The sequence below is a fragment of the Planctomyces sp. SH-PL14 genome, assembly GCF_001610835.1.
Classification (GTDB): domain Bacteria; phylum Planctomycetota; class Planctomycetia; order Planctomycetales; family Planctomycetaceae; genus Planctomyces_A.
Window position 1 is genome coordinate 1,404,940 of record NZ_CP011270.1, and the last position, 20,620, is coordinate 1,425,559.

The window sequence follows — 20,620 nt, forward strand, 5'->3', positions numbered from 1 at the left end:
ATGCAACCGCTCGGCGGCCTTGATCGATTCTCGGCGAGCTTGCGAACGGAGGGGCGGGGGTGCAACGGACGCTCCCCTGCTCCACAGGACCGCGCTTTCCCCACCCAGCCCCGAAAGCTACGCTTCGTGCTTACGTGTGATACTGGGAAGGAGCTGCCAATATGGTCATGCGAGTCTGTGCCGCGGCGTGCCTGTCGCTGGTCCTGTGTCAGGGATGTGGGGAGTCGAATCCTCCGGCCGCGAGCGGCTCGGGACCGGTCGCCAAGACCGAGCGGAAGACGGCTCAGGAGGAGATGCCACCACTGCCCGAGCAGACGGAGCCGGTCTCGACGGAAGCGCCGTCGAATGTGAGCGTGAAGGTTCTGGACTGGCCGGGGACGGAGAAGCTGATCGCCTCCAAGAAGGGGACGGTCGTCGTCGTCGACTTCTGGGCGACGTACTGTCCGCCGTGCGTGAAGGAGTTTCCGAACCTGGTGCAGCTCCACAAGAAGCATGGCGACAAGATCGCGTGCATTTCCGTGTCGGCGGACTACGAGGGGGACAACATCGCCCCGCTGGACGAGGTGAAGGGGCCGGTGCTGGAGCAGCTTCAGAAGTTCGGGGCGACCTTCGACAATGTTCTGCTGAGCGTGAACAGCGAGGACTTTGCGAAGCAGATCGGTGTCAGTTCGGTGCCGGTGGTGATGGTTTACAACAAGGCGGGGGAGCGGATTGCGATGTTCCCGGATCCGAAGAATCCGGACGAGTTCACCTATGCCAAGGACATTCTGCCGGTCGTGAACAAGGCGCTGGCGGAGTAGTGCCAGAGGCTGAGAGCGAATGAAGCGGAGACGAGGCCGGGCGTAGTGCGCCCGGCCTCGCTCCATTTCGGGACAGTCTTGATCCGGGTCCAGGGGCACCCTGGTGGGGAGTGCAGAGGGGCAATGCCCCTTTGCCCGCCGGAGGCTTGGCCGTCGAGAGATGTCTGAAAGAGCACGTGTCCAATAGCGGACACCGTGCCGTATGCCCCCTCACCAACACATGGGGAGTACAGAGCGAGCGGTGAGTCCTCAACGCCGGTTCCACAAAGCGGACGCCCGTTGTGTCCCACGGTTCCTCTCAGAAGCGCCTCCGGCGGCAAGGGGTGACCCCCTTGACCCCGGCTGCCGTCGCACGTTGGGTTTGAGCTATCGAGCCGGGCCGGCAAGAACATCGACCGGGATCGCCCCCATCGCGTCGCGGGGTTGTCTTGCGAACCAGAGTGTGGGATTTTGTCCGAAGGGAGCGGCACGACGCCGTTCCGGCTTTCCCGCCCTGCTCAACGGACGCCCCACCGCCGTGACCGCCGTCGCTCCGCTGCCGGAACTCCCCGTCCTCAAATCGCCTCCGGCGGCCAAGTCGCCCACCCCCGGAAACCCCGGCGAAGGGATCGACTACGAGAAGTTCCTCGACTGCGTCCACTGCGGACTCTGCACCGCCGCCTGCCCGACCTACCTCGAAACCGGCAACGAGAACGACAGCCCCCGCGGCCGCATCTACCTCATGCGGGCCGTGACCGACGGCCGCCTCGACCTGACCGAAAAAGTCTCCCGGCACCTGGAGCTCTGCCTCGACTGCCGAAGCTGCGAGACCGCCTGCCCGTCCGGAGTCCAATACGGGCGGCTGATCGAGCCGTTCCGGGTCAACATGCAGAACCTGGAGCGGGCCGGCGGCCAGGGAGTCGGCTGGTTCGAACGGTTCATCCTGTACGGCATGTTCCCCTACGCCGACCGGCTGCGGCTGGCGCTTTTCCCCGCGCGGCTCATGCAGCAGCTCGGCCTCGACCGCCTCGCCGACCGTCTGGGCATCACGCGGCTCCTCCCTCAAAAGCTGCAGCGGATGCAGAACCTGCTCCCGCCGCTTCAGCCCCGCGGCCCGCAGCTCCCGGATCTCCTCCCCGCGATCGGCCCCCGCCGCGCGCGGGTGGCCCTCTTCACCGGCTGCGTCGCCGACGCGATGTTCCACCACGTCCACTGGGCGACCGCCCGGGTCCTGCAGCGGAACGGATGCGACGTCGTCATCCCCAAGACGCAGGGCTGCTGCGGAGCGATCCACTACCACAGCGGCGCCGGGACTCCCGCACTGCACATGGCCGAGGCCAACGCCGAGGCGTTCCCGAAGGACGTCGACGCCGTGATCGTCAACGTCGCCGGCTGCGGGGCGATGCTGAAGGACTACGGTCACATGGCGGAGGAGTTGTCGCCGGGCCGCGAAGATCTCCACACGCGGCTCGATGCGTTCTCCCACAAAGTGAAGGACGTCTCGGAGTTCCTGGCCGCTCTCGGCCCAGTAAAGCCGACCGGTGAAGTGAAGCTCACCGCGACCTACCACGACGCCTGCCACCTCGCGCACGCCCAGAAGATCCGGGCCCAGCCGCGGCAGCTCCTGGAGATGATCCCGGGACTCACGCTTGTCCCGCTGGCGGAGTCGGACATCTGCTGCGGCGCGGCGGGGAGCTACAACCTGACCGAAGGGGAGATGGCGGACCGGCTCGGCGAGCGGAAGATCCGCAACATCCTCGCCACCGGGGCCCAGGCGGTCGTGAGCGGAAACGCCGGCTGCACGCTGCAGCTCATCTCGACGCTGCGGAAACACAATGCGGCGGTCGAAGTCCTCCATCCAATGGAGCTCCTCGACCGGAGCTACTCCGCGACGCCTTGATGCCGGTCATGGCTCGATCGGCATCAGGGGGTCGTACGCGAATCGGCGCCCTTTCCGGAACCCGATGGCGTCCAGCTCCGTGTCCCCCATGATGATGCCGCCGGGCTTCTGCGTGTCGTCCAAGATCTCGACACCGACGTAGAGGATCCCGGGCGTGCCGTGGCGGGTGATGAACAGGAACGTCCCCCGCTCCCGCGGCGCGACCTCCTCTCCTTTGCCGGTCTGGTGCAGAAGAAACTTGCCGACCGGACGCCCCTGCTCCTGCAGCTCCTTGAGCGTCTCATCATTGAAGGCGGTCTTCCACCGCTCCGGCGCCAGCTCCCAGACATGCATCCCCAGTGAGCGCAGGGCATAGACTTTCTCGCCACCCTGGGTCTCGTACTCCGTTCCCATCAGGTCGAACCCTTCCCGAACGGCCCAGAAGGCGATCTCGTCCTGGCGCTTGGCGATCTCTTCTCGCTCGAGGTTCCTCCACTTTGGCGGCAGCGGACCGACACGGCCGATATCGAAGTCATAAAACACGTACTCCGCCTTGGGGCTCTCCACCGATTCCAGGAACCATCCCCGGTGGCCCCCGGCTGCGTCCGTCTTGAACCGGCTGTCGGGCGAGGGGGGCGGGATGTCCTCCTCGTCCTCGGACGGAGGAAGCCGGACGGCGGCGAAGTGCTTGTCTCCCACCAGCCCCTTGCCGTTCTGATTCCACCACTCGGCCCATTGATCGGTGACTCGTCGATAGAGCCGCCGCCGGAGCTGCTGCTGTGAGGGGGAGCCTTCCAGCATGACATGGATCAGATCATCCTTTCCAAGGTCCTGCCCCGTCAGCACCTCCAGGGCGCCGCAGATCTCCCGGACCGGCCGCCCGAAGCCGTACTCCTTCCCCCGATGCTCCTTATCGAGGTCGTACTTCTGGGCGAACGCGACCAGTTCCGGGTCGGTTGCCTCGAGCCCCATATCGGACCCCGGCGGCAGGAGCGTTTTCGGGACGGCCCGGATCAGGGCCGGAACCGCCCGCTTGTCGCCGATCGCCCGCAGCGTGAAGCCGAGGCTGCGGAGCATCAGGTTGTCGTGGGTCGCGTCGAGTTCGCGGACCAGACCGGGAACGGCGTCCGGGCCCAGGTCGACGATCTCCTTGAGCGTCCGGCACCAAGGGTCTTTGAAGAGCTCCTGCCCCGCGTTCTGTTCCTTGAGCTTCGCCAGCAGCCGGTCGACGGCGGCCTCCCCCTCCCCCCTCCGCTTTCCGGCGTCGCCACCGGGTGCCGCAGGGGGCTTGTCGTCTGCATACGCCCGGCCCGCCCCGTACAGCCCCCACAGCAGGGCCAGGAATACGAGACAGCCCAGAATCGATGGCCGGCCCCACGAAGTAAGCATGGTCGAGATTCCAGAGAGAGTGCCTGCGGCGCAACAGAGACCGACCGGATCCGCTCAGCATCCAGATATGCCACACTCAAGCCGGAAAGGGAAGCGAGCTCTACTGGACGGCCCAGGCCGGACTCGCCGCGCGGAACGTGACCAGCTCGCGGGTGAGGGGATGGACGAAGGCGATCTCGCTGGCGTGCAGGCACAGCGGGGCATCGTCGATCCCGCGAGTCTGAACTTCGCCGAGCCGGCGGCCGGGGAGATAGCTCTGTTCCCCGACGATCGAGTGCCCGAGGTGCCATAGGTGGATCCGGATCTGGTTCGTCCGGCCCGTCAGCGGGCGAACGCTGACGAGCGATGTGCCGTCGGCAAACCGTTCGAGAACCTCGAACTCCGTCCGGGCCGGCAGGCCCCCTTCGTCGACCGTCCGTCCTCCGAACTCTCCCGCCTCCGCGCTGATCGGGGCATCGCAGGCGAACCGGTCCTGCGAAGGATGTCCCTCGACCCGGGCGAGGTATCGCTTCTCGACGCGACCGTCTTCGAACTGAGGCTGGATCCGGCTGGCGAAATGCCGGCTGCGAGCCAGAACCAGAACGCCGGTGGTGTTGGCGTCGAGCCGGTGGACGGGGCGGACCTTCTGCGGCGCGTAGACGTCGTTCAGAACATTCTGCAGCGTGTGGCGGTGGAACCGGCCGCAGGGATGGACCGGCAGCGGCGCGGGCTTGTCGACGACAACGATCGCTTCGTCCTCATGCAGGATCCGGATGTCGAGGGAGACCGGCGGCTCGACGGTCGCCGGCATCCGCTGCTCATACCGGTCCCCCGCCCGGACGATTCGGTCAGGATGGACCGGTTGTCCGCCGGCGTCGACAAACCGCCCCTCCGCAAAGACCGCCGCCCAGTTCTCCGTCGGAACATGGTCGAACGTCGCCGTCAGCGCCTCCAGCAGCGTCCGCCCGTCCTGGTCGAGCGGAATGTTGAAGGGCCGGACATTCTCGTACGGGACGCTTCCCGGAGGATGGACGGCGATCGCAACAATCGCCGCCTGCCGCTCGGCAATCCGCCGGGTCATCTGCTCTTCGGTCGTCAGGAAGCAGTACGGGCACGACGTGCCGGGGACGTACCGCGGGTCGGCCTGGTCCTCGGCCGTGAGCGGGGTCAGGCACTCGAAGCACTGCGTGTTGTCGGTCTCCGAGAGGGCCGGATCGACGCCGACCCGCTGGTCGAAGACAAAACACTCTCCCTGATAGTGATCCCCGCCGACTTCCTCGAAGTACTTCAGGATCCCGCCGTCGAGCTGATAGATCTGCTGGAACCCCGCCTGTTCCATGTACGGCCCCGCCTTCTCACAGCGGATGCCGCCCGTGCAGAACATGACGATCGGCCGCTCCTTCCAGTCGGGAGGGAGCGAGTCGACCGCCTTCGGAAAATTCCGGAAGTGGTCGAGACCGAGCGTGACGGCGTTCGTAAACGTTCCGAGCTTCACCTCGTAGTCGTTCCGCGTGTCGAGCAGCGTGACAGGGCGGCCTTCGTCGAGCCACTGCTTCAGTTCCTTCGCCGGCAGCTTGGGCGAAGTCCGCCGCGCCGGATCGATCCCCGGAACACCGAAGGCGATGATCTCCTTTTTGATCCGGACGAGCATCCGCCGGAACGGCTGACCTTCGCTCTCGCTGTATTTCGGAGCGAGGTCTTCGAGACCCGGGATCGCCCGGAGGAGCGCGACCAGAGAATCGACCGCGGTCCGCTCGCCGGCCACGAAGAGATTGATCCCTTCCGGGCTCAGCAGAATCGTCCCTTTCAGGGCCTGTTCCTTGCTGAAGGTCAGCAGGCGTTCGCGCAGGGGCTTGAGATCGCAGAGAGACGCGAAGCGATAGGCGGCGATATTGACGACGTCGGACATGGAGCCAGTGTAGCCATCCCGCTCCGCAGGATGAGCCCGCGGGCGGCGAAATCGAAGTCCCGGCCCTAGCGACGGAGCCAAACGTTGTCCTTGCCGGCACGACTCGATATCTCAAACCCAACGTGCCACGGCAGCCGGGGTCAAGGGGGCACCCCCTTGCCGCCGGAGGCATTTTCGTCGCGGAACCGTGGGACACAACGGATGCCGCTTTGTGGGACCGGCGTTGAGGACTCGCCGCTCGCCCTGGAATCCGCACGGGTTAGTTAGGGGGCATACGACATAGTGTCCGCGATTGGACACCCACTCCTTCAGAAGTCTCTCGACGAGAGGGCCTCCGGCGGGCAAGAGGGCGTTGCCCCCTTGCATCCCCAACCAGGGGCGCCCCCTGGACCCCGGCTTTTGGCCTTTATCTGTGTCGATCTGTGTTCATCTGTGGCCCGCTTCTCTTCCTCCGTGCCCTCCGTGGCCCAGTCAACAAAAAAAGCGGGACCCCGCATGACGCGAAGACCCGCTTGAACTCGGCTTCCCAGCCCGCAAGCTCATCTCCCAGGAACGAGATCGTCACACCTGCTCGAGCGCCTGCTTGAGGTCGGCGAGGATGTCTTCGATGTCCTCGGTCCCGATCGACAGCCGCACAAAGTCCGGCGTCACACCGGTCGCCTTCTGCTCTTCGGCGGTGAGCTGCTGGTGCGTCGTGCTGTTGGGGTGAATGATCAGCGACTTGCTGTCGCCTATGTTCGCCAGGTGCGAGAAGAGCTTCACGCTGTTGATGAGCTTGATGCCGTTGTCCCGCTGCTGCGTCGGCGTCGCCCCTTTGATCCCGAAGCCGAAGACCGAACCGCACCCCTTGGGGAGGTACTTCTTGCCGAGCTTGTACGACGGGTGCGATTCCAGTCCGGCGTAGTTGACCCAGGAGACCTTGGGGTGGCTGCCGAGGAAGTTGGCGACGGCGAGAGCGTTCTCGCAGTGCCGCGGCATCCGCAGGTGCAGCGTCTCGATCCCCTGGAGAATCTGGAAGGCGTTGAACGGGCTGATCGCCGGACCGAGGTCGCGAAGCAGCTGCGTCCGGACCTTGAGGATGTAGGCCAGCTTCATCCCGCCGAAGGTCTCGAAGAACTTCATCCCGTGGTAACTCGGATCGGGCTCCGTCAGCTCCGGGAACTTGCCGTTGTTCCAGGGGAAGTCCCCCTTCTCGATGATCGCCCCGCCAATCGACGTCCCGTGGCCGCCGAGGAACTTCGTGCAGGAGTGAACGACGACGTCCGCCCCGTGCTTGAACGGCTGGCAGAGGTACGGCGAAGCGGTCGTATTGTCCACGATCACCGGGATCCCGGCTTCCTTGGCGATCGAGCTGATTGCCTCGAAGTCCGGAATGTCGCAGCGGGGGTTGCCGATCGTCTCCAGGAAGATGCAGCGGGTCTTGTCGTTGATCGCCTTCCGGATGTTCTCCGGGTCCGACTGATCGACGAACTGACAGCCGATCCCCATCTTGGGGAACGTGTAGTGGAACAGGTTGTAGGTCCCGCCGTAGAGGCTGGCGGACGAAACGATGTTCTGGCCCGCCTGGGCGATGTTGAGGATCGCCAGCGACTCCGCCGCCTGTCCGGACGCGACCGCCAGCGCCCCGCTCCCCCCTTCGAGCAGCGCGACCCGCTTCTCGAGGACGTCGGTCGTGGGGTTCATGAGCCGGGTGTAGATGTTCCCGAACTCTTTCAGCGCGAACAGATTCGCCGCGTGGTCGGCGCTGTTGAAGACGTACGAAGTCGTCTGGTAGATCGGCACGGCCCGCGAGTTGGTGGCGGGATCGGGCACCTGCCCCCCATGCAGACAGAGCGTCCCCGGCTTCAAAGCTGATTGGTCCATAGCTGACTCGGCTCGACTGGCGAAAAGAACGTGAGAGAAATCGTGCAACCCGACGCGGAATGCTAATGTGGACTTCGGACGCATTCAAATCGCGAGGGCCCGCCGGTCAGCGTCGGAAAAGTCGTCATGTTTCAGCGAATGCTCGCCATGCTGCTGAGTCCACTTTGTGCCATCGCCGGCAAGTTGGAACTTGGGAACATCCCCACCGAGCGGGTCTACAAGACCGAGCGGGCTGCCCGTCCTCAGCTCAACGACGCGGCGTTCTACGACAAGTTTTACGCCGGCACCGAGATTCCGCGAGACATTCCGATTCGATACCGGCGGCTGCTCGAAGCGATCCTCGGTGAAGACCTGGCGGGGTTGTGGCCCGACGACAATATCGCCGCCATCTACGACGGCCTCGACTTTGCGGACGTCATCTACCGGATTGAGCGGGAATTCCGGGTCCGGATCCCCTTGGCCGAGAACCTCAAGCCGCCGCTGACGTGCGGCGACGAAGCGGCGCCGCAAGGAACCATTGACGGGACATTCGACTCGGTCATCCGATATCTCGCCCGACGGCTCAAGCCGGAGCGACCAGCGGACTGACCTCTTTCGGCTGCCGGCCCGCAAGGATCTCGGCGATGTGCATCACCTGGAGCGGCTTCTTCTGGCGGCGGAGCAGGCCGCTGAGGTGCATGAGGCAGGACATGTCCCCTGCGGTCATGACCTGGGCTCCCGCTTTCTCGTGATCGTGGATCCGGTCGTTCCCCATCATGCAGGAGACCGCTTCCTCGGAGACGGCGAACGTCCCGCCGAAGCCGCAGCATTCGTCAGGCCGCTCTAGCGGCACGAGCTCGATCCCGTCCAGCAGTTGCAGCAGTTGCCGCGCCTTGCTGAAGTCCGGTTCCATCCGCTCGGACGCCTTTCCCAGTCGCAGCTCCCGCAGCCCGTGGCAACTGTTGTGCAGCCCGACGCGGTAGGGAAAGCGTCCCTCCCAGCGGTCGATCTTCATCACGTCGGTCAGGAATTCGCAGAGCTCGTAGGTCTTTTTCCGGACCGCCTCGTAGGCCTCGTGGCCGTGGGGGAAGAGGTCGTGGTAGTGGTGCGTGACCATGGCCACGCAGCTGCCGGACGGGCAGACGATGGCGTCGTAGGGGGCGAAGAGTTCGACGAACCGTTCCGCGAGGGGGCGGGCTTCGGCCCAGCAGCCGGTGTTGGCCATCGGTTGGCCGCAACAGGTCTGTTCCTCGGGGTAGTCGACTGTGCAGCCGAGGCGTTCGAGGATTTCGACGGTGGCCATCCCGACATCGGGGTAGAGCTGGTCGACGTAACAGGGAATGAACAACCCCACCCGCATGACAGGTCCGGCGCTTCCGTGAGGGAATGGGGCGCGGTTGGGCGCCCCGGATCTTGGTCTGCCAGATTAGGGGGGGTGTGGGAGGTGAGGGAAGCGATGGGGGGTGATTCGCAATCTCTGGAAGGTGGAATGTGGCCCGCCCTCACCGGGTCCAGGGGCACCCTGGTGGGGAGTGCAGAGGGGCCTGTGTTGTTTTTCTGGCCCATTGCCCGCCGGAGGCCTGGCCGTCGAGAGACGTCTGAAGGAGTGCGTATCCAAGCGAGGACAACGTACCGGATGCCCCCTCACCAACCCGCCTGTATTGCAGACCGAGAGTGGAGTCCTCAACGCCGACACCACAAAGTGGTCGCCCGTTGTGTACCACGGTTCCTCACAGAAGCGCCTCCGGCGGCAAGGGGGTGAGACCCCCTTGACCCCGGCTGCCGTCGCACGTTGGGTTTGACGTGGCAGAGCCGTGCCGGCGAGGACGCGGTTCGGGCCGCAGGACAGATCGGCCTCCAGCCAGTACCCTCCGGCTCCATGACCCACTCTACCGAAGAGATCGTCACCGCCTACCACGAGGCCGGCCACGCCGTCATGGCCCTCGCCCTCGGACGGCCGGTCCACGCGGTGAGCATCGAGCCCGACCGGGTCCGCCTGGGCCACTGCGAAATCCGCAAAGGAACCTTCCGCCCCAATCCCGACGCCCTCGAAACCGCAATCCTGATCCTCCTGGGTGGCCCCGCTGCCGAAGCCCTCCACCAGGGAGACTACTGCGAGGTCGGAGCGCGACAGGATCTCCGCGAAGTCCAGGAACTGGCCGAGATGCGGGCCGCCGGACCGAAACAGGTCGAAAAACTCCAACGGCGGCTCATGAGCAAGGCGGACTCGATCCTCTCCCGCGCCGAGAACTGGCGGGCTGTCGAACGCATCGCCCGGGAACTGCTTGAGCGACGCGTCATCAGCGGACGCAGCGCCCACCACCTCTTCGATCTCGAAACGCGCGACGCCGAGCAACGGTAGTCCCCGCCCGGACAAACGGCCCCGCCGCCGCGAACTCAGCTGTTGAAGACCGGATCTTCCATCCGCCGCAGCCGGTACCCCACGGTGCGGAGCGTCTCCAGCAGCGCCGCGGCTGCCCCGAGCTTGCCGCGCAGACTCCGGATGTGAACGTCGACCGTCCGCTCCATCGTCATGGCATTCTCACCGCGGCAGTGCGTCAGCAGCTCGCCGCGGGAAATCCACCGCCCCGGATGGCTCGCCAGGGCCCACAGCAGGCGGAACTCCGTCAGCGTCAGCCACACTTCCTTGTCGTCGACGGTCGCCACGTGATTGACGCGGTCGATCCTCAGCGGACCGTGATGAATCACCTGACTGTCTTCGGTCGGATCCTGGCGGCGGGAGAGCGACTGGATCCGCGCCACGAGCGCCTTGATGCGGAACGGCTTGACGACATAGTCGTCGGCCCCGGCCAGGAACCCGACCATCTCATCCTCTTCGCTCGCCATGGCGGTCAGCATGAGGATCCGGATATCGCATGTCCGCCGGTCCGCCCGCAGCCGACGGAGGACTTCCAGTCCATCGATCCCGGGAAGCATCCGATCGAGTACCACGACATCGGGGGCGCGGAGCTGGCACTTCTGGAGCGCCTCCAGGCCATCGCCGGCGGTCTGAACGTCGAACCCTTCCCGCAACAGATGGTACGAGAGGACCTCAACAATCGAATGTTCGTCGTCGACGACTAGGATACGGTTTCTGGACATCACCGGCAGACAAAGTAGCGCTCAGCTCTCCGATGCCGTAAGAACACTGGAATTCAGTAAAGGCTCCGCGAACGAACAGCGAAGAAGCCGTTCAGGAGAAGGGCCCCGGGCAGAACGTGGGTGTCCCAAGCGGTCTGAACTACAGAGATACGGAGAAAGACAAGTCGCCGGTCTGCCGCGGCCAAGGCAGGAGGCTGGGCCGAATTGAAAGAATGACGCTTCCGAGTTTCAAGCGGGGCCGGTTTTTTGAAACACGGAGGCGCAGAGGACGCAGAGAAAGACCGGATCGGACGGCGAACTGGGAGAGTGTCTCCCCATCATCTGCGTTCATCCGTATTCATCTGTGGCTCCCATCCTCCGCCTCTCTGTGTCCTCTGTGTTTCAAATCCTGCGGCGCCGGGCCACTACCGGCTGAGCCTGACCCAGACGTCAAAGGCGGGATACGGCTGTCGCTGCGGGTTCAGCATCCCCCAGGACTTCTCGATGTCGAGCTTGCTCTCCTCGCTCTTCCAAGGGAGGTCGAACGCCTCGAACGACACACCGTGATAGCGCCACGCTCCGGCCCCGGTTCCCGATCGCGCCAGCAATCCCGGCGCGGTGTACTCCCGCCAGAAATCGGCCTGAAGCTCCGGCGTGTACTTGTTGCGGCCCGCGTGCGGAAAGCCGGTCTCCTTGACCAGGACCGGACGGTCGGACCGGCGGGCCAGGGCGGCCGCCTCCTGATGCACCCACTCGGCCGCCTCTTTCGCCGCCATGTTCGGGCGGTCGAACACCGGGTGAATATTGGGAGCGAGGAAGTCGCCGAAGTCGACGAGCGACTCCCGCTGATAGCCGACGAGCGGCTCGCTCGTGGAATAGGGGATTCCGACCGGGAGCTTCGCCCGCAGTCGACGGGCAGCGATGAAGAGGTCCTCCTCCTCATAGCGGTTGAACGTCAGTCCCTCGTTGCCGATCAGGACGCCAACCGCCATGTCCCCGGCGAACGTGTTCGCCAGATCCGCGACCCCGTCCACTTCGTCCTGCGACCGAGGATCCCAGATCGCCAGGAGCACGGCCCGGTACTTGAGGTCCTTCGCCACTGCCAGGATGCGGGGCGTACAGGCTTCGTGATAGCCGTAGAGGATGAGACCGTCGAAGGCGGGCCGCAGAGCCTCCAGGTCCGCCCGGACGGAGCTCGTCTTGAGGGCCCGCTGGTTGGCCGCATTCCGGGGATCCAGCTCCGCCGGCGTGTAGGCGATCATCGTCGCCGGCTGCCGCCCCGTGAGATAGTCAAAGAACTTGCAGGACCGCAGGATCAGCTCGGCCGCCGCTCCGGAGCTGGAACCAGGCCCGAGAAACAGACACGCCAGCACGACGCCAATCACGGTGCGCATAATCAGATCCGCCGGAAAATCGGGGAGTGGGGTGTCCCGCCAGTCTCCCCGCCTCGTCCGCCCCCTTCAAGCGCGCCGCGGCGGCTTCCGCATGCAATTCATCGGGTCTTGAGCGAAGACTCCGCGGCCGCGACGGCGTCGGCGATCTCCGATTCCGCTCCGGCTCCCGCTTCGGTAGCGGTCATCGTCTCCTCGATCTCGACATCCGGCTGGAACTCGTCCCGGGAGGCGGTCGACGGCTTCGTTTCCGAAGCGGACTTCGCCGTCCACTTGGCGACGCCGAACAGGAACTTCGGATCGTCGGTCCGGACCAGTTCGGTCGACGTCGTGATGCGGGAGGTCGGCGTTTCCGAGGTGGCGGTGGCGGTCCAGGTCGTCCCGGCAGCATCGCCGAGTGGCGTCTGGACGGTTTCTTCAGCACCGGCCATCAGGTCGCGGTAGTGCCGGAGCTGGGCAACGACGGGATAGAGGTCGAAGGTCCCGGAGTCGATCGCGACGGCCGCTTCATCGCCGGTCTTCCGGAAGCCGCGGACGATCGGAATATAGGAGACGAAGATCTCGCGTCCCGGGCCGACCTCTTCCGTCACGGTCCCGCGGATCGCCTTTTCCGGAACGAGGAGCTTGTAGATTCGGCTTCCGCCCGGGCCCGCTTCCAGGATCCCTTCCTTCACCTGCCCGGTGACCGCCTTGATCTCGATCCACCAGCCCGGCTGCTTCTCGCCCCGCCACTCGACTTCTTCCGACTTGAGGGACTTGATCGTAATGTGCTTCGTCCACTCGACGTTCAGGTCCCCTTCGGCGTTGTTCGGCCGGTGGACCGTCTGCTTGTAAGTCCCCTCAAACCGAACCCATTTTCCCTCTTCCTTCGGAAGCTTCCACAGGAGCCCCTGGGCGCTGGCGGTCGTGCCGCCGGCGAGGAGAAGGCAACCGGCAACAATAAGGCGGACCGGGAGGGAAAGGAGTGAACGAACGGTCATGTCAGTTTCCGAACTAGCGCGGTGGCCGGCATTTCGGGGAAAAAAGTCGCAAGCCAAGACAGTCTGCCACACGACGGGAAGGGGGGCAAGAAGCGGTTGCGAACTTCCATGAATGTTGAGTGGCGGAACCCAGAACGCGCCGTTATACTTTTCCCTTTCCGATTTTTGGCTGAGAGCGGACGATGCCCAAGCCCAATAAGACCCACAAAGGACTGGCCAAGCGGTTCAAAGTGACCGCCACCGGCAAAGTCAAGCACCGTAAAGCTTTCCGTGGCCACATCCTCGGGAAGAAGAGCGGCAACCGCAAGCGTCACCTCCGTCAGGACGGCGTCCTGACCGGAACGAACGCCATCAAGATTGCGGCCTGCCTGGCGCCGGGTGTGTAGTTTCCTGCGACGGGGTGGACGCCGGATTCGGGGGCGATTCTTCCGATCGCGGGACGTCAGCCCGTCTTCAGTTTTCGTCAGTCAGTCTCCTGTTTTCTACTGTCGGACCTGTCAGCAGGTCGTCTGGACGTGAGCCATGCGAGTTAAGTACGGGAAGTCCCGCCACAAGAAGAAGAAGCGGATTTTCGCGGAAGCCAAGGGACGGGTCGGCGGTTTGCGCCGGCTCTGGCGTACGGTTCAGGAGCACGTCCGCCGCGCCCGCGTTTACGCCTTCCGCGACCGCAAGGTGCGCAAGCGTGACTTCCGCCAGCTCTGGATCATGCGTCTGACCGCCGCCGCCGAAATGCGCGGCCTGCGGTACTCGCAGCTCATCCACGGCCTCAAGCTCGCCAACATCGACCTCAACCGGAAGATGCTCAGCGAACTGGCGATCCACAACACCGAGGTCTTCGACGAGATCACGGCCGTGGTCAAGGCCGCCCTCGACAAGGCCGCCAAGGCCTGATCGAAGCGATCGACATTCGAGTTCGAAACGCCCGGTGACCTCACCGGGCGTTTTCGTTTTTGAGTCAGGCACCAAGGCGCGAAGGGGATACAGAGAGAAGTGACTCCGGCTCGGTCGGGAGCGGGATCTACTCTTCGGCCCCGGGCTCCTCGGGGCCTCCTGGAGCCATCCACACACGGATGCCGGAAGCGAACGAGGGCGGGTTTGCCTCGAGAACTTTCTCTCCGAGGGAGGTCACGACGGCGTGATCCCCCTCCTCTCGGGCGAGGCCTTCGTGGATAAGCGTCCCGATGATGTCGTCGCCGCATTCGTCCTCGGCGAAGACACGGCGCATCGGGGCAAAGTGCAGTCGATTCAGGCAGCTCCACTGATCAGCAACAAGAGTGATTTTTCGCATGGCTTTCGGCTCCGGGAACCTCGGACACGCCAGCTAAAGGGGCAAATCCCCTTCCCAAACTGGTCCGCAGACCCCGCGAATACAGGCTTTCGCTGAAATGGGTTTCTCCCAACGGGACCTCGTCGCATGAGTCCAACGCGACACCTTGTTGGCATGGGCCCCGGTCAAGCCCGTACGGTCCCCGCCGGAATCGAAGCGACGGGAAAGGCTCTACTCCGGCTCGGCCCAGACCCGGACGTCCCCGTCGTCGATCTCGACGTGGACGATGTTCGGGCGACAGCAGACCGGGCAGTCTTCGACGTACTCCTGGCTCTCTCCGCCCGAGAAGTCGATCGGAACGACGATCTCCTCTCCGCAGGCGTCGCAGATATAGCTGGCCTCTTCCTTCATGATCGTGTCTCCTCGAGCTGAGGGGCGAGTCGGTCGACCAGCAGGTTTCCGATATTGAGGGACGACGTCGCCGCGGGGGAGGGGGCGTTTCCCACGTTGACGACCCGGCCGGACTGCTGGATGACGAAGTCGTCGACCAGCGTCCCATCGAGACGCAAGGCCTGCGCCCGGACGCCCGCCGGGGCGGGAATGAGATGCTTTGCCTGGATCGCGGGGACGAGCCGCTGGAGGGCCTTCACGAAGGCCGCCTTGTTCCACGACCGCCACATCTCGCCCGCTCCCGTCCGCCAGTTTCGCAGCGCGAGACGGCGAAAGCCCGGATGGGCGAGGGCCTCCCAGAGGTCCGCGGGGTTGAGGTCCGTCCGGCGATACCCTTCCCGGGCGAAGGCGAGCACGGCATTCGGCCCGCAGTCGACCCCGCCGTGGATCATCCGCGTGAAGTGGACGCCCAGGAACGGGAACTTCGGATCGGGAACCGGGTAGATCAGCCCGCGGCAGAGATGCTCTGCCTCGGGAACCAGCTGGTAGTACTCCCCGCGGAAGGGAACGATCGGCGCTTCGGGAACGCGCCCGCTGAGCTTCGTGACGCGGTCCGCGTGGAGCCCCGCGCAGGTCATCAGGAACCGCGACTCAACCGCCCCCTTCGTGGACTCAATGATGATCCGGTCGCTGGATTCCCGGATCGCCGTGACCCGCGCGCCGAGCCGGATCGTCCCGCCGACCTCCTGGATCCGTTCCGCCAGCCTTCGGCTGACCGCGGGGTAATCCACAATTCCTGCTTCAGGGACGTGGATGGCGCGGATCCCGGCCGTGTGCGGCTCGATCTCCCGCAGCTCCTCCTGCGTCAGCATCGAACAGCGGACGCCGTTCGCCTGACCGCGCTGAAAGAGAACGTCGAGCTGCGGGAGCTCTGCTTCGGAGACCGCCACGATCACCTTGCCGCAGATCCGGTAGGGAATCTCCTCCTGGTCGCAGAACGCCTGCATCGCGAGTTTTCCCGCGCGGCAGTTCTGGGCCCGCAGCGACCCCGGCCGGTAGTAGATCCCGGTGTGCAGGACGCCGGAGTTGTGGCTGGACTGGTGGGGAGCGACCCGGTCTTCCTTCTCGAGGACGACGACGCGGGTTCCGGAAAACCGCCGCAGGAGCTGGAACGCCGTCGCCAGTCCGACGATCCCGCCCCCCACGATCGCCACGTCGGTGAAGAAGTCCGGCATCGCGCTCACTCCGTCGATTCGTCGGTCATGACGTAGCGGTCGAAGTGGCAATCGAGCGCCAGCCAGACCGCGCGGGCGTAGCGGAAGGCCCAGAGCGGAAAGAGGACGCAGAACGCCGACAGCGGGAGGGCGAGCTGGCGGTTCGACCAGCGGAAGCCGAAGTGCAGGACGAAGTAGGCGAACATGAGCACCACCGCCGTGATGCCGTAGTTCACGTAGGCCGACCCGAGAAAGTAACCGGGAGCCCGCTCGTACTTCATGTTGCAGTTCGGGCAGCGTTCCGGCATCGTGAACCATCCGACGAACAGTGGCCCGTTCCCGCAGCGGGGACACTTCAAGCGGAGCGCCCGTCCCAGGAGCGTCTCGATCGTCGGCCGCGGAGCCCCGGGAGCGGAAAATGGCGATGGCGCGGAGGCGGGGACTTGATCGTCGGTCGGGTCGGTCATGATGACAAGGAGCCGCAGGAGGCCAGCTGTCGCGGAAGGGACGGGACGGAGAGCGATCAGGGTGCGAAAGCGAAACGCCTCTAGATCCGGTCCAGGAGATCGATCCAGCGAGCCATCGCTTCCACCTGGTCCGTGGGGTACGCGTTGCCGTCCGTCCCTTCGATCAATGTTGCCGGGAACTTGAGTCGCTGGAGTCCTGCCGCGGTCTGCTGAATCGCCTTCACGACCGGCTCGGTGCCGCTGGCGATGAGGAGAATCTGCTGGCGGGTGGCGGGGTCGTTGTCGGCGGGGGCCTGCTTGAGCGGCGTCCCGGAGATCATCAGCCCGCCGAAGGTCTCCCGCTGCCGGAAGCCGACGAGCCAGGCGAAGCCGCCATCCCGATGGCCGTGGACCACGATCCGCTTCTCGTCGACCGAATACTGCTCGCGGACCCACTCCATGATCCCTTTGACATAGTCCGCCTCGTCCGGCGTCCATCGCGCCAGGTCCTCCGCCCGGGGCCCGACCAGGATCACGCCGCGGCGGTTCGCCTCGACCTGCCACGCCTTGAGAAAGTCCGCCTCCAGCGTGTCGCCCGGCGGGTGGATCCAGACGAGGACGGCGTACTCGTGACGCGGGTTGTAGTCGTCCGGAACGTACATCCAGAACTTCCGCTCTTCGCCGGCTATCTGGGCCTCGAAGCGGCCGATCTGCCGTCCGTCGAGCCCGACTTCAGCGGGCCGTGATGGGATCGGCGAGGGGGAGAGTTCGGCCGGGACCTCGTTCGGAATCGATTTCAGCTTCAGCTCGACCGTCCGCTCCTGACCGCCGCGGAGGAGGCGAACGCTCGCCGTCTCTCCCGGTTTGACGCGGCTGACGCGATCGAGCAGTTCTTCCGCCGTGGCGATCTTCGCGTCGCCGAAACCGACAATCCGGTCGCCCCGTGCAATCTGGCCCTCGGCGGGGGAGCCCGGAAGGACGTCGCGAACTCCGGCGCCACTGAAGGCTCCCGCGTCGCGTTCGACCCGTTCCGGCAGGACACCCAGGTATCCGGACTCGTACGGCAGCAGGACATCGGCCAGCTTGATCTCCGCCGTGATCGATTCCTCGCCGCGGCGGGCGACGACGCGTATCGTCTCGCCGGCGTTCTTATTCCCCAGATAGTGCCGCAGAGCCGGGATCCGCTCAGTCCTGTGGCCGTCGATCTCAACGATGACGTCACCCACCTTGAGCCCCGCCTTGGCTCCGGGGGACTCGGGCCGGACCCGGTCCACGCGGGCTTCGCCCGCCAGCGGACTGATGTCCGAGAAGCTGACCCCCATCAGGCCGGGCATCAGCGTCTCGCCCGTCTTGAGCCGGGGGAGGACGCGGTAGATGTCTTCCATCGGGACGGCAAAACCGATCCCGCCGTCATACCACTCCACGCCGGCGGTCTCGGCGTCTTCCTGCGGGGACATGGGGACCAAGAGGCCGATGCCCCGCCCCTGAACGTCGACAATCGGTCCGCCGTAGTTGACGGGGGAGATCTTGGCGTCGGTCTGGACCGCCCGGCCGTAGATCCGGTCCAGCGCGCTGAGGACGCCGACCGACAGGCTCGGGAAGGACAAATCGAAGGTCCGGCCGAGGGCGATGCTCCACTGGCCAACGCGGAACTCGGATTTGGGGGCGGCGGGGAGGGGAGTGAGCCCCCGGGCCTCGATCCGGAGGAGCGTCAGTTTGCGGGCTTTGTCGGCGGCGATGATCTCGGCGGGGTACTTCTTTCCGTCGGCGGTCAGGACGATGACGGAGCTGGGCTTGTTGAGGAAGTTGAAGGAGCTGGTGATGACGTATCCGTCGTCGGAGACGATCACGCCGGTCGTTGGTCCCGAGGCGACGAGGATCTGGTCGACGACATCGAGGCCGCCGACGGTCTGGATCTGGACGATCGAGGGTTCAGCCAGGGTCGCGGCCTGCTTGAAGGCGGCCTCTTCCTGGAGGTCGAGCGAGGTGGACTGAGCGAGGGCGGGGGGTGGAGCCGGGGAGGCCAGCGTCAGCATGATTGCCATGCATGCGCCGAGCCGTTGAACGCCAGACCAGGAGGACATGCGAATCCCTGCGAGGAAAAGGTTTCCCAAGTCTATTCGGATTGCACGGTTCGGAGTAGGACGGCGCTCGGCAGCGGGATGTTCCCGTGATGTCCCTGGCCAACCGGGGTCCAGGGGGTCACCCCTGGTGGGGGATGCAAGGGGGCAACGCCCTCTTGCCCGCCGGAGGCCGTCTCGTCGGAAACGATCGAAAGGAGTGCGCGTCCAAACTCCGACAACGTGTCGGATGCACCCTCACCAACCCGCGGGAATTGCAAAGCGAGCGGTGTGCTGTGGGGGAGTCCGCATAGCTGGTTCCACAAAGCGAACGTCCGTTGTGTCCCACGGTTCCTCATCGAAATGCCTCCGGCGGCAAGGGGTTGCCCCCTTGACCCCGGCTGCCGTCGCACGTTGGGTTTGACGTAGCGGCGCCGTGCCGGCAAGGACGTGGTTCTCACCGATGTTCTGACAGGTTCTCCACATCAGGATTCCCAAGAAATCCTTCCCTCCGGCGTCCTGAGCGTCACACACTCATCCTCGCAGCCCCGGGCGTTACAATATTGCTCTATGCCCGCTGCCTCCTCCCCCGCCGAACTCTTCGACAAGGTCCCCCCACAAGACCTGGAAGCCGAACGCTGCGTCCTCGGCAGCGTCCTGATCCACAACCAGGCCATGGACGACGTCGTCGGACACGTCCAGAAGGACCACTTCTACGCCGATGCGCATCGCAAAATGTTCGATGCCATCCATGCCATGTACGAAGGAGGCATCCGCGGAATCGACGCCGTCACCCTCCGCGACGAACTCGACCGCCGTGGAGACATCGACGCCGTCGGCGGTGTCCCCTACATCCTCAAGGTCCTCGAGACCGTCCCGCACGCGGCCCACGCGGAATATTACGCCAAGATCGTCCGCAACAAGGCGCTCCAGCGGTCCCTGATCGACGTCTGCACCGACTCCCTCCGCGAGGCCTACCACGGCCACGACGACATCGAGGACATCCTCGCCCGGGCCGAAAAGAACATCTTCGAGATCGTCGAGAACCAGACCGGGATCTCGAAGAACGCCATCGCCGACATCCTCGAAGAGACCTTCGCCCGCATCTTCGAACGCATGGACAAGGAAGGGGCCATCAGCGGCATCCCGACCGGGTTCAACAGCCTCGACGACATGCTGAGCGGCTTCCAGCCCTCGGAACTGATTGTCCTCGCCGCCCGCCCCGCGATGGGGAAAACCGCCCTCGTCTGTAACTTCGCCCTCGCGATCTCCAAGTACGCGCATGGGGTCTGGGAAAACGACCAGGCTGCCGGCAAACCGACCCGCAACGCCCCCGGCGGCGGCGTCCTGCTCTTCAGCCTGGAACAGTCCAAGCTGGAACTCGCCGAGCGTCTCCTGTGCATCCACGCCAAGCTCAACGGCCACAAGCTCCGGCAGGGAACGCTCGACGAAATGGAGCAATACGCCCTGACCGAGGGCTCCAACGAGCTCCGGCATTTTCCGATCTTCATTGACGATCAGGCGGGCCAGACCATGACCCGCATCGCCGCCGTCTCGCGGCGTCTCAAGCGAAGCAACGACATCGGCATCGTGATCATCGACTACCTGCAGCTCATCGAAGCGGAAGACAAGAACCTCCCCCGCGAACAGCAGATCTCGTCCATCACGCGGCGCCTCAAATTCCTCGCCAAGGAACTGCACATTCCGGTGATCGCCCTCGGCCAGCTCAACCGCGGCGTCGAGCAGCGGGAAGACAAGCGGCCCCGTCTCGCCGACCTTCGAGAATCCGGCGCGATCGAGCAGGACGCCGACATCGTCATGTTCCTGCACCGCCCGGACGCCTACGAGCCGGACGATCGCCCGGGAGAAGCGGACCTGATCGTCGCCAAGAACCGTCACGGTCCGATCGGCACCGCTGAGCTCGTCTGGCTCAAGCACGCCCTCAAGTTCGGCGACAAGAGCCCGATCTCCGAGCCCGAAGGGTTCTGACCGGTCCGGCCAGTCGCTCGGTTCT

The 20,620-nt window shown here is 65.1% G+C and carries 19 protein-coding genes; 7 read left to right on the top strand and 12 right to left on the bottom strand.

Translation table 11 applies throughout. The features are described from left to right. Nucleotides 1-161: 161 nt before the first annotated feature. Entirely contained in the window at nucleotides 162-800 is a 639-nt protein-coding gene (locus VT03_RS05540) for a TlpA family protein disulfide reductase (protein ID WP_075092069.1), read from the top strand. 517 nt (nucleotides 801-1,317) lie between these two features. Beyond that, a complete protein-coding gene (locus tag VT03_RS05545) occupies nucleotides 1,318-2,679 on the top strand; it encodes a (Fe-S)-binding protein (protein ID WP_231870604.1) in 1,362 nt (453 codons plus the stop codon). A 6-nt stretch (nucleotides 2,680-2,685) separates the two neighbouring features. Here VT03_RS05545 and VT03_RS05550 read toward each other — a convergent pair whose 3' ends face one another. The 3 genes from VT03_RS05550 to VT03_RS05560 form a co-directional block, all read right to left on the bottom strand. Then, nucleotides 2,686-4,047 (bottom strand): hypothetical protein, encoded by a 1,362-nt coding sequence (locus VT03_RS05550; RefSeq protein WP_075092070.1) that lies wholly within the window; start codon nucleotides 4,045-4,047, stop codon nucleotides 2,686-2,688. A gap of 100 nt (nucleotides 4,048-4,147) precedes the next feature. Next, complete coding sequence (locus VT03_RS05555; RefSeq protein WP_075092071.1) at nucleotides 4,148-5,935, bottom strand: sulfurtransferase; 1,788 nt, start codon at nucleotides 5,933-5,935, stop codon at nucleotides 4,148-4,150. Between the two features lie 561 nt (nucleotides 5,936-6,496). Then, entirely contained in the window at nucleotides 6,497-7,798 is a 1,302-nt protein-coding gene (locus tag VT03_RS05560; protein ID WP_075092072.1) for an O-acetylhomoserine aminocarboxypropyltransferase/cysteine synthase family protein, read from the bottom strand. Nucleotides 7,799-7,924: 126 nt separating this feature from the next. Here VT03_RS05560 and VT03_RS05565 point away from each other — a divergent pair, with 126 nt between their 5' ends. Continuing rightward, nucleotides 7,925-8,386 (top strand): hypothetical protein, encoded by a 462-nt coding sequence (locus VT03_RS05565; protein ID WP_075092073.1) that lies wholly within the window; start codon nucleotides 7,925-7,927, stop codon nucleotides 8,384-8,386. Here the strand turns inward: VT03_RS05565 and VT03_RS05570 are convergent. Beyond that, complete coding sequence (locus tag VT03_RS05570; RefSeq protein WP_075092074.1) at nucleotides 8,361-9,137, bottom strand: (Fe-S)-binding protein; 777 nt, start codon at nucleotides 9,135-9,137, stop codon at nucleotides 8,361-8,363. The two genes, VT03_RS05565 and VT03_RS05570, sit on opposite strands and share 26 nt — an antisense overlap. Before the next feature lie 519 nt (nucleotides 9,138-9,656). Between VT03_RS05570 and VT03_RS05575 the strand changes: the two genes are divergently transcribed. Continuing rightward, nucleotides 9,657-10,139 carry a hypothetical protein gene (locus tag VT03_RS05575; RefSeq protein WP_075092075.1) on the top strand — a complete coding sequence of 161 codons (483 nt, stop codon included), beginning with the start codon at nucleotides 9,657-9,659 and terminating at the stop codon, nucleotides 10,137-10,139. Between the two features lie 35 nt (nucleotides 10,140-10,174). Here the strand turns inward: VT03_RS05575 and VT03_RS05580 are convergent, their stop codons facing one another. The 3 genes from VT03_RS05580 to VT03_RS05590 all read right to left on the bottom strand — a co-directional run bounded on the left by VT03_RS05580 (nucleotide 10,175) and on the right by VT03_RS05590 (nucleotide 13,229). Then, nucleotides 10,175-10,879, bottom strand: coding sequence for a response regulator transcription factor (locus tag VT03_RS05580; protein WP_075092076.1), 705 nt, complete (start codon nucleotides 10,877-10,879; stop codon nucleotides 10,175-10,177). Between the two features lie 404 nt (nucleotides 10,880-11,283). Next, nucleotides 11,284-12,252 (bottom strand): exo-beta-1,3-glucanase, encoded by a 969-nt coding sequence (locus tag VT03_RS05585; protein ID WP_075092077.1) that lies wholly within the window; start codon nucleotides 12,250-12,252, stop codon nucleotides 11,284-11,286. Nucleotides 12,253-12,350: 98 nt separating this feature from the next. Continuing rightward, complete coding sequence (locus tag VT03_RS05590; RefSeq protein WP_075092078.1) at nucleotides 12,351-13,229, bottom strand: hypothetical protein; 879 nt, start codon at nucleotides 13,227-13,229, stop codon at nucleotides 12,351-12,353. Between the two features lie 182 nt (nucleotides 13,230-13,411). On the opposite strand from VT03_RS05590, the gene rpmI reads away from it, so the two are divergent. Both rpmI and rplT read left to right on the top strand, forming a co-directional pair. After that, complete coding sequence (gene rpmI / locus VT03_RS05595) at nucleotides 13,412-13,615, top strand: 50S ribosomal protein L35 (RefSeq protein ID WP_075092079.1); 204 nt, start codon at nucleotides 13,412-13,414, stop codon at nucleotides 13,613-13,615. Nucleotides 13,616-13,751: 136 nt separating this feature from the next. Continuing rightward, complete coding sequence (gene rplT / locus VT03_RS05600) at nucleotides 13,752-14,120, top strand: 50S ribosomal protein L20 (protein ID WP_075092080.1); 369 nt, start codon at nucleotides 13,752-13,754, stop codon at nucleotides 14,118-14,120. A gap of 127 nt (nucleotides 14,121-14,247) precedes the next feature. Here the strand turns inward: rplT and VT03_RS05605 are convergent, their stop codons facing one another. From VT03_RS05605 to VT03_RS05625, 5 genes are all read right to left on the bottom strand, one after another. Next, the gene (locus VT03_RS05605; RefSeq protein ID WP_156514310.1) at nucleotides 14,248-14,517 is read right to left on the bottom strand and encodes a hypothetical protein; all 270 of its coding nucleotides are present in this window, start codon (nucleotides 14,515-14,517) and stop codon (nucleotides 14,248-14,250) included. A 210-nt stretch (nucleotides 14,518-14,727) separates the two neighbouring features. Next, a complete protein-coding gene (locus VT03_RS05610; RefSeq protein ID WP_075092082.1) occupies nucleotides 14,728-14,907 on the bottom strand; it encodes a CPXCG motif-containing cysteine-rich protein in 180 nt (59 codons plus the stop codon). Further along, on the bottom strand, nucleotides 14,904-16,121 hold the full coding sequence (gene lhgO / locus VT03_RS05615; protein ID WP_075092083.1) for an L-2-hydroxyglutarate oxidase: 1,218 nt from the start codon (nucleotides 16,119-16,121) through the stop codon (nucleotides 14,904-14,906). The genes VT03_RS05610 and lhgO overlap by 4 nt, the downstream gene beginning before the upstream one ends. A gap of 5 nt (nucleotides 16,122-16,126) precedes the next feature. Further along, nucleotides 16,127-16,567 (bottom strand): DUF983 domain-containing protein, encoded by a 441-nt coding sequence (locus VT03_RS34085; protein ID WP_075092084.1) that lies wholly within the window; start codon nucleotides 16,565-16,567, stop codon nucleotides 16,127-16,129. Nucleotides 16,568-16,647: 80 nt separating this feature from the next. Continuing rightward, a complete protein-coding gene (locus VT03_RS05625; RefSeq protein ID WP_082845964.1) occupies nucleotides 16,648-18,630 on the bottom strand; it encodes a PDZ domain-containing protein in 1,983 nt (660 codons plus the stop codon). 546 nt (nucleotides 18,631-19,176) lie between these two features. Here VT03_RS05625 and dnaB point away from each other — a divergent pair. After that, nucleotides 19,177-20,595: a replicative DNA helicase gene (gene dnaB / locus VT03_RS05630; RefSeq protein ID WP_075092086.1), complete on the top strand. Its 1,419-nt coding sequence runs from the start codon at nucleotides 19,177-19,179 to the stop codon at nucleotides 20,593-20,595. Nucleotides 20,596-20,620 lie beyond the last annotated feature (25 nt).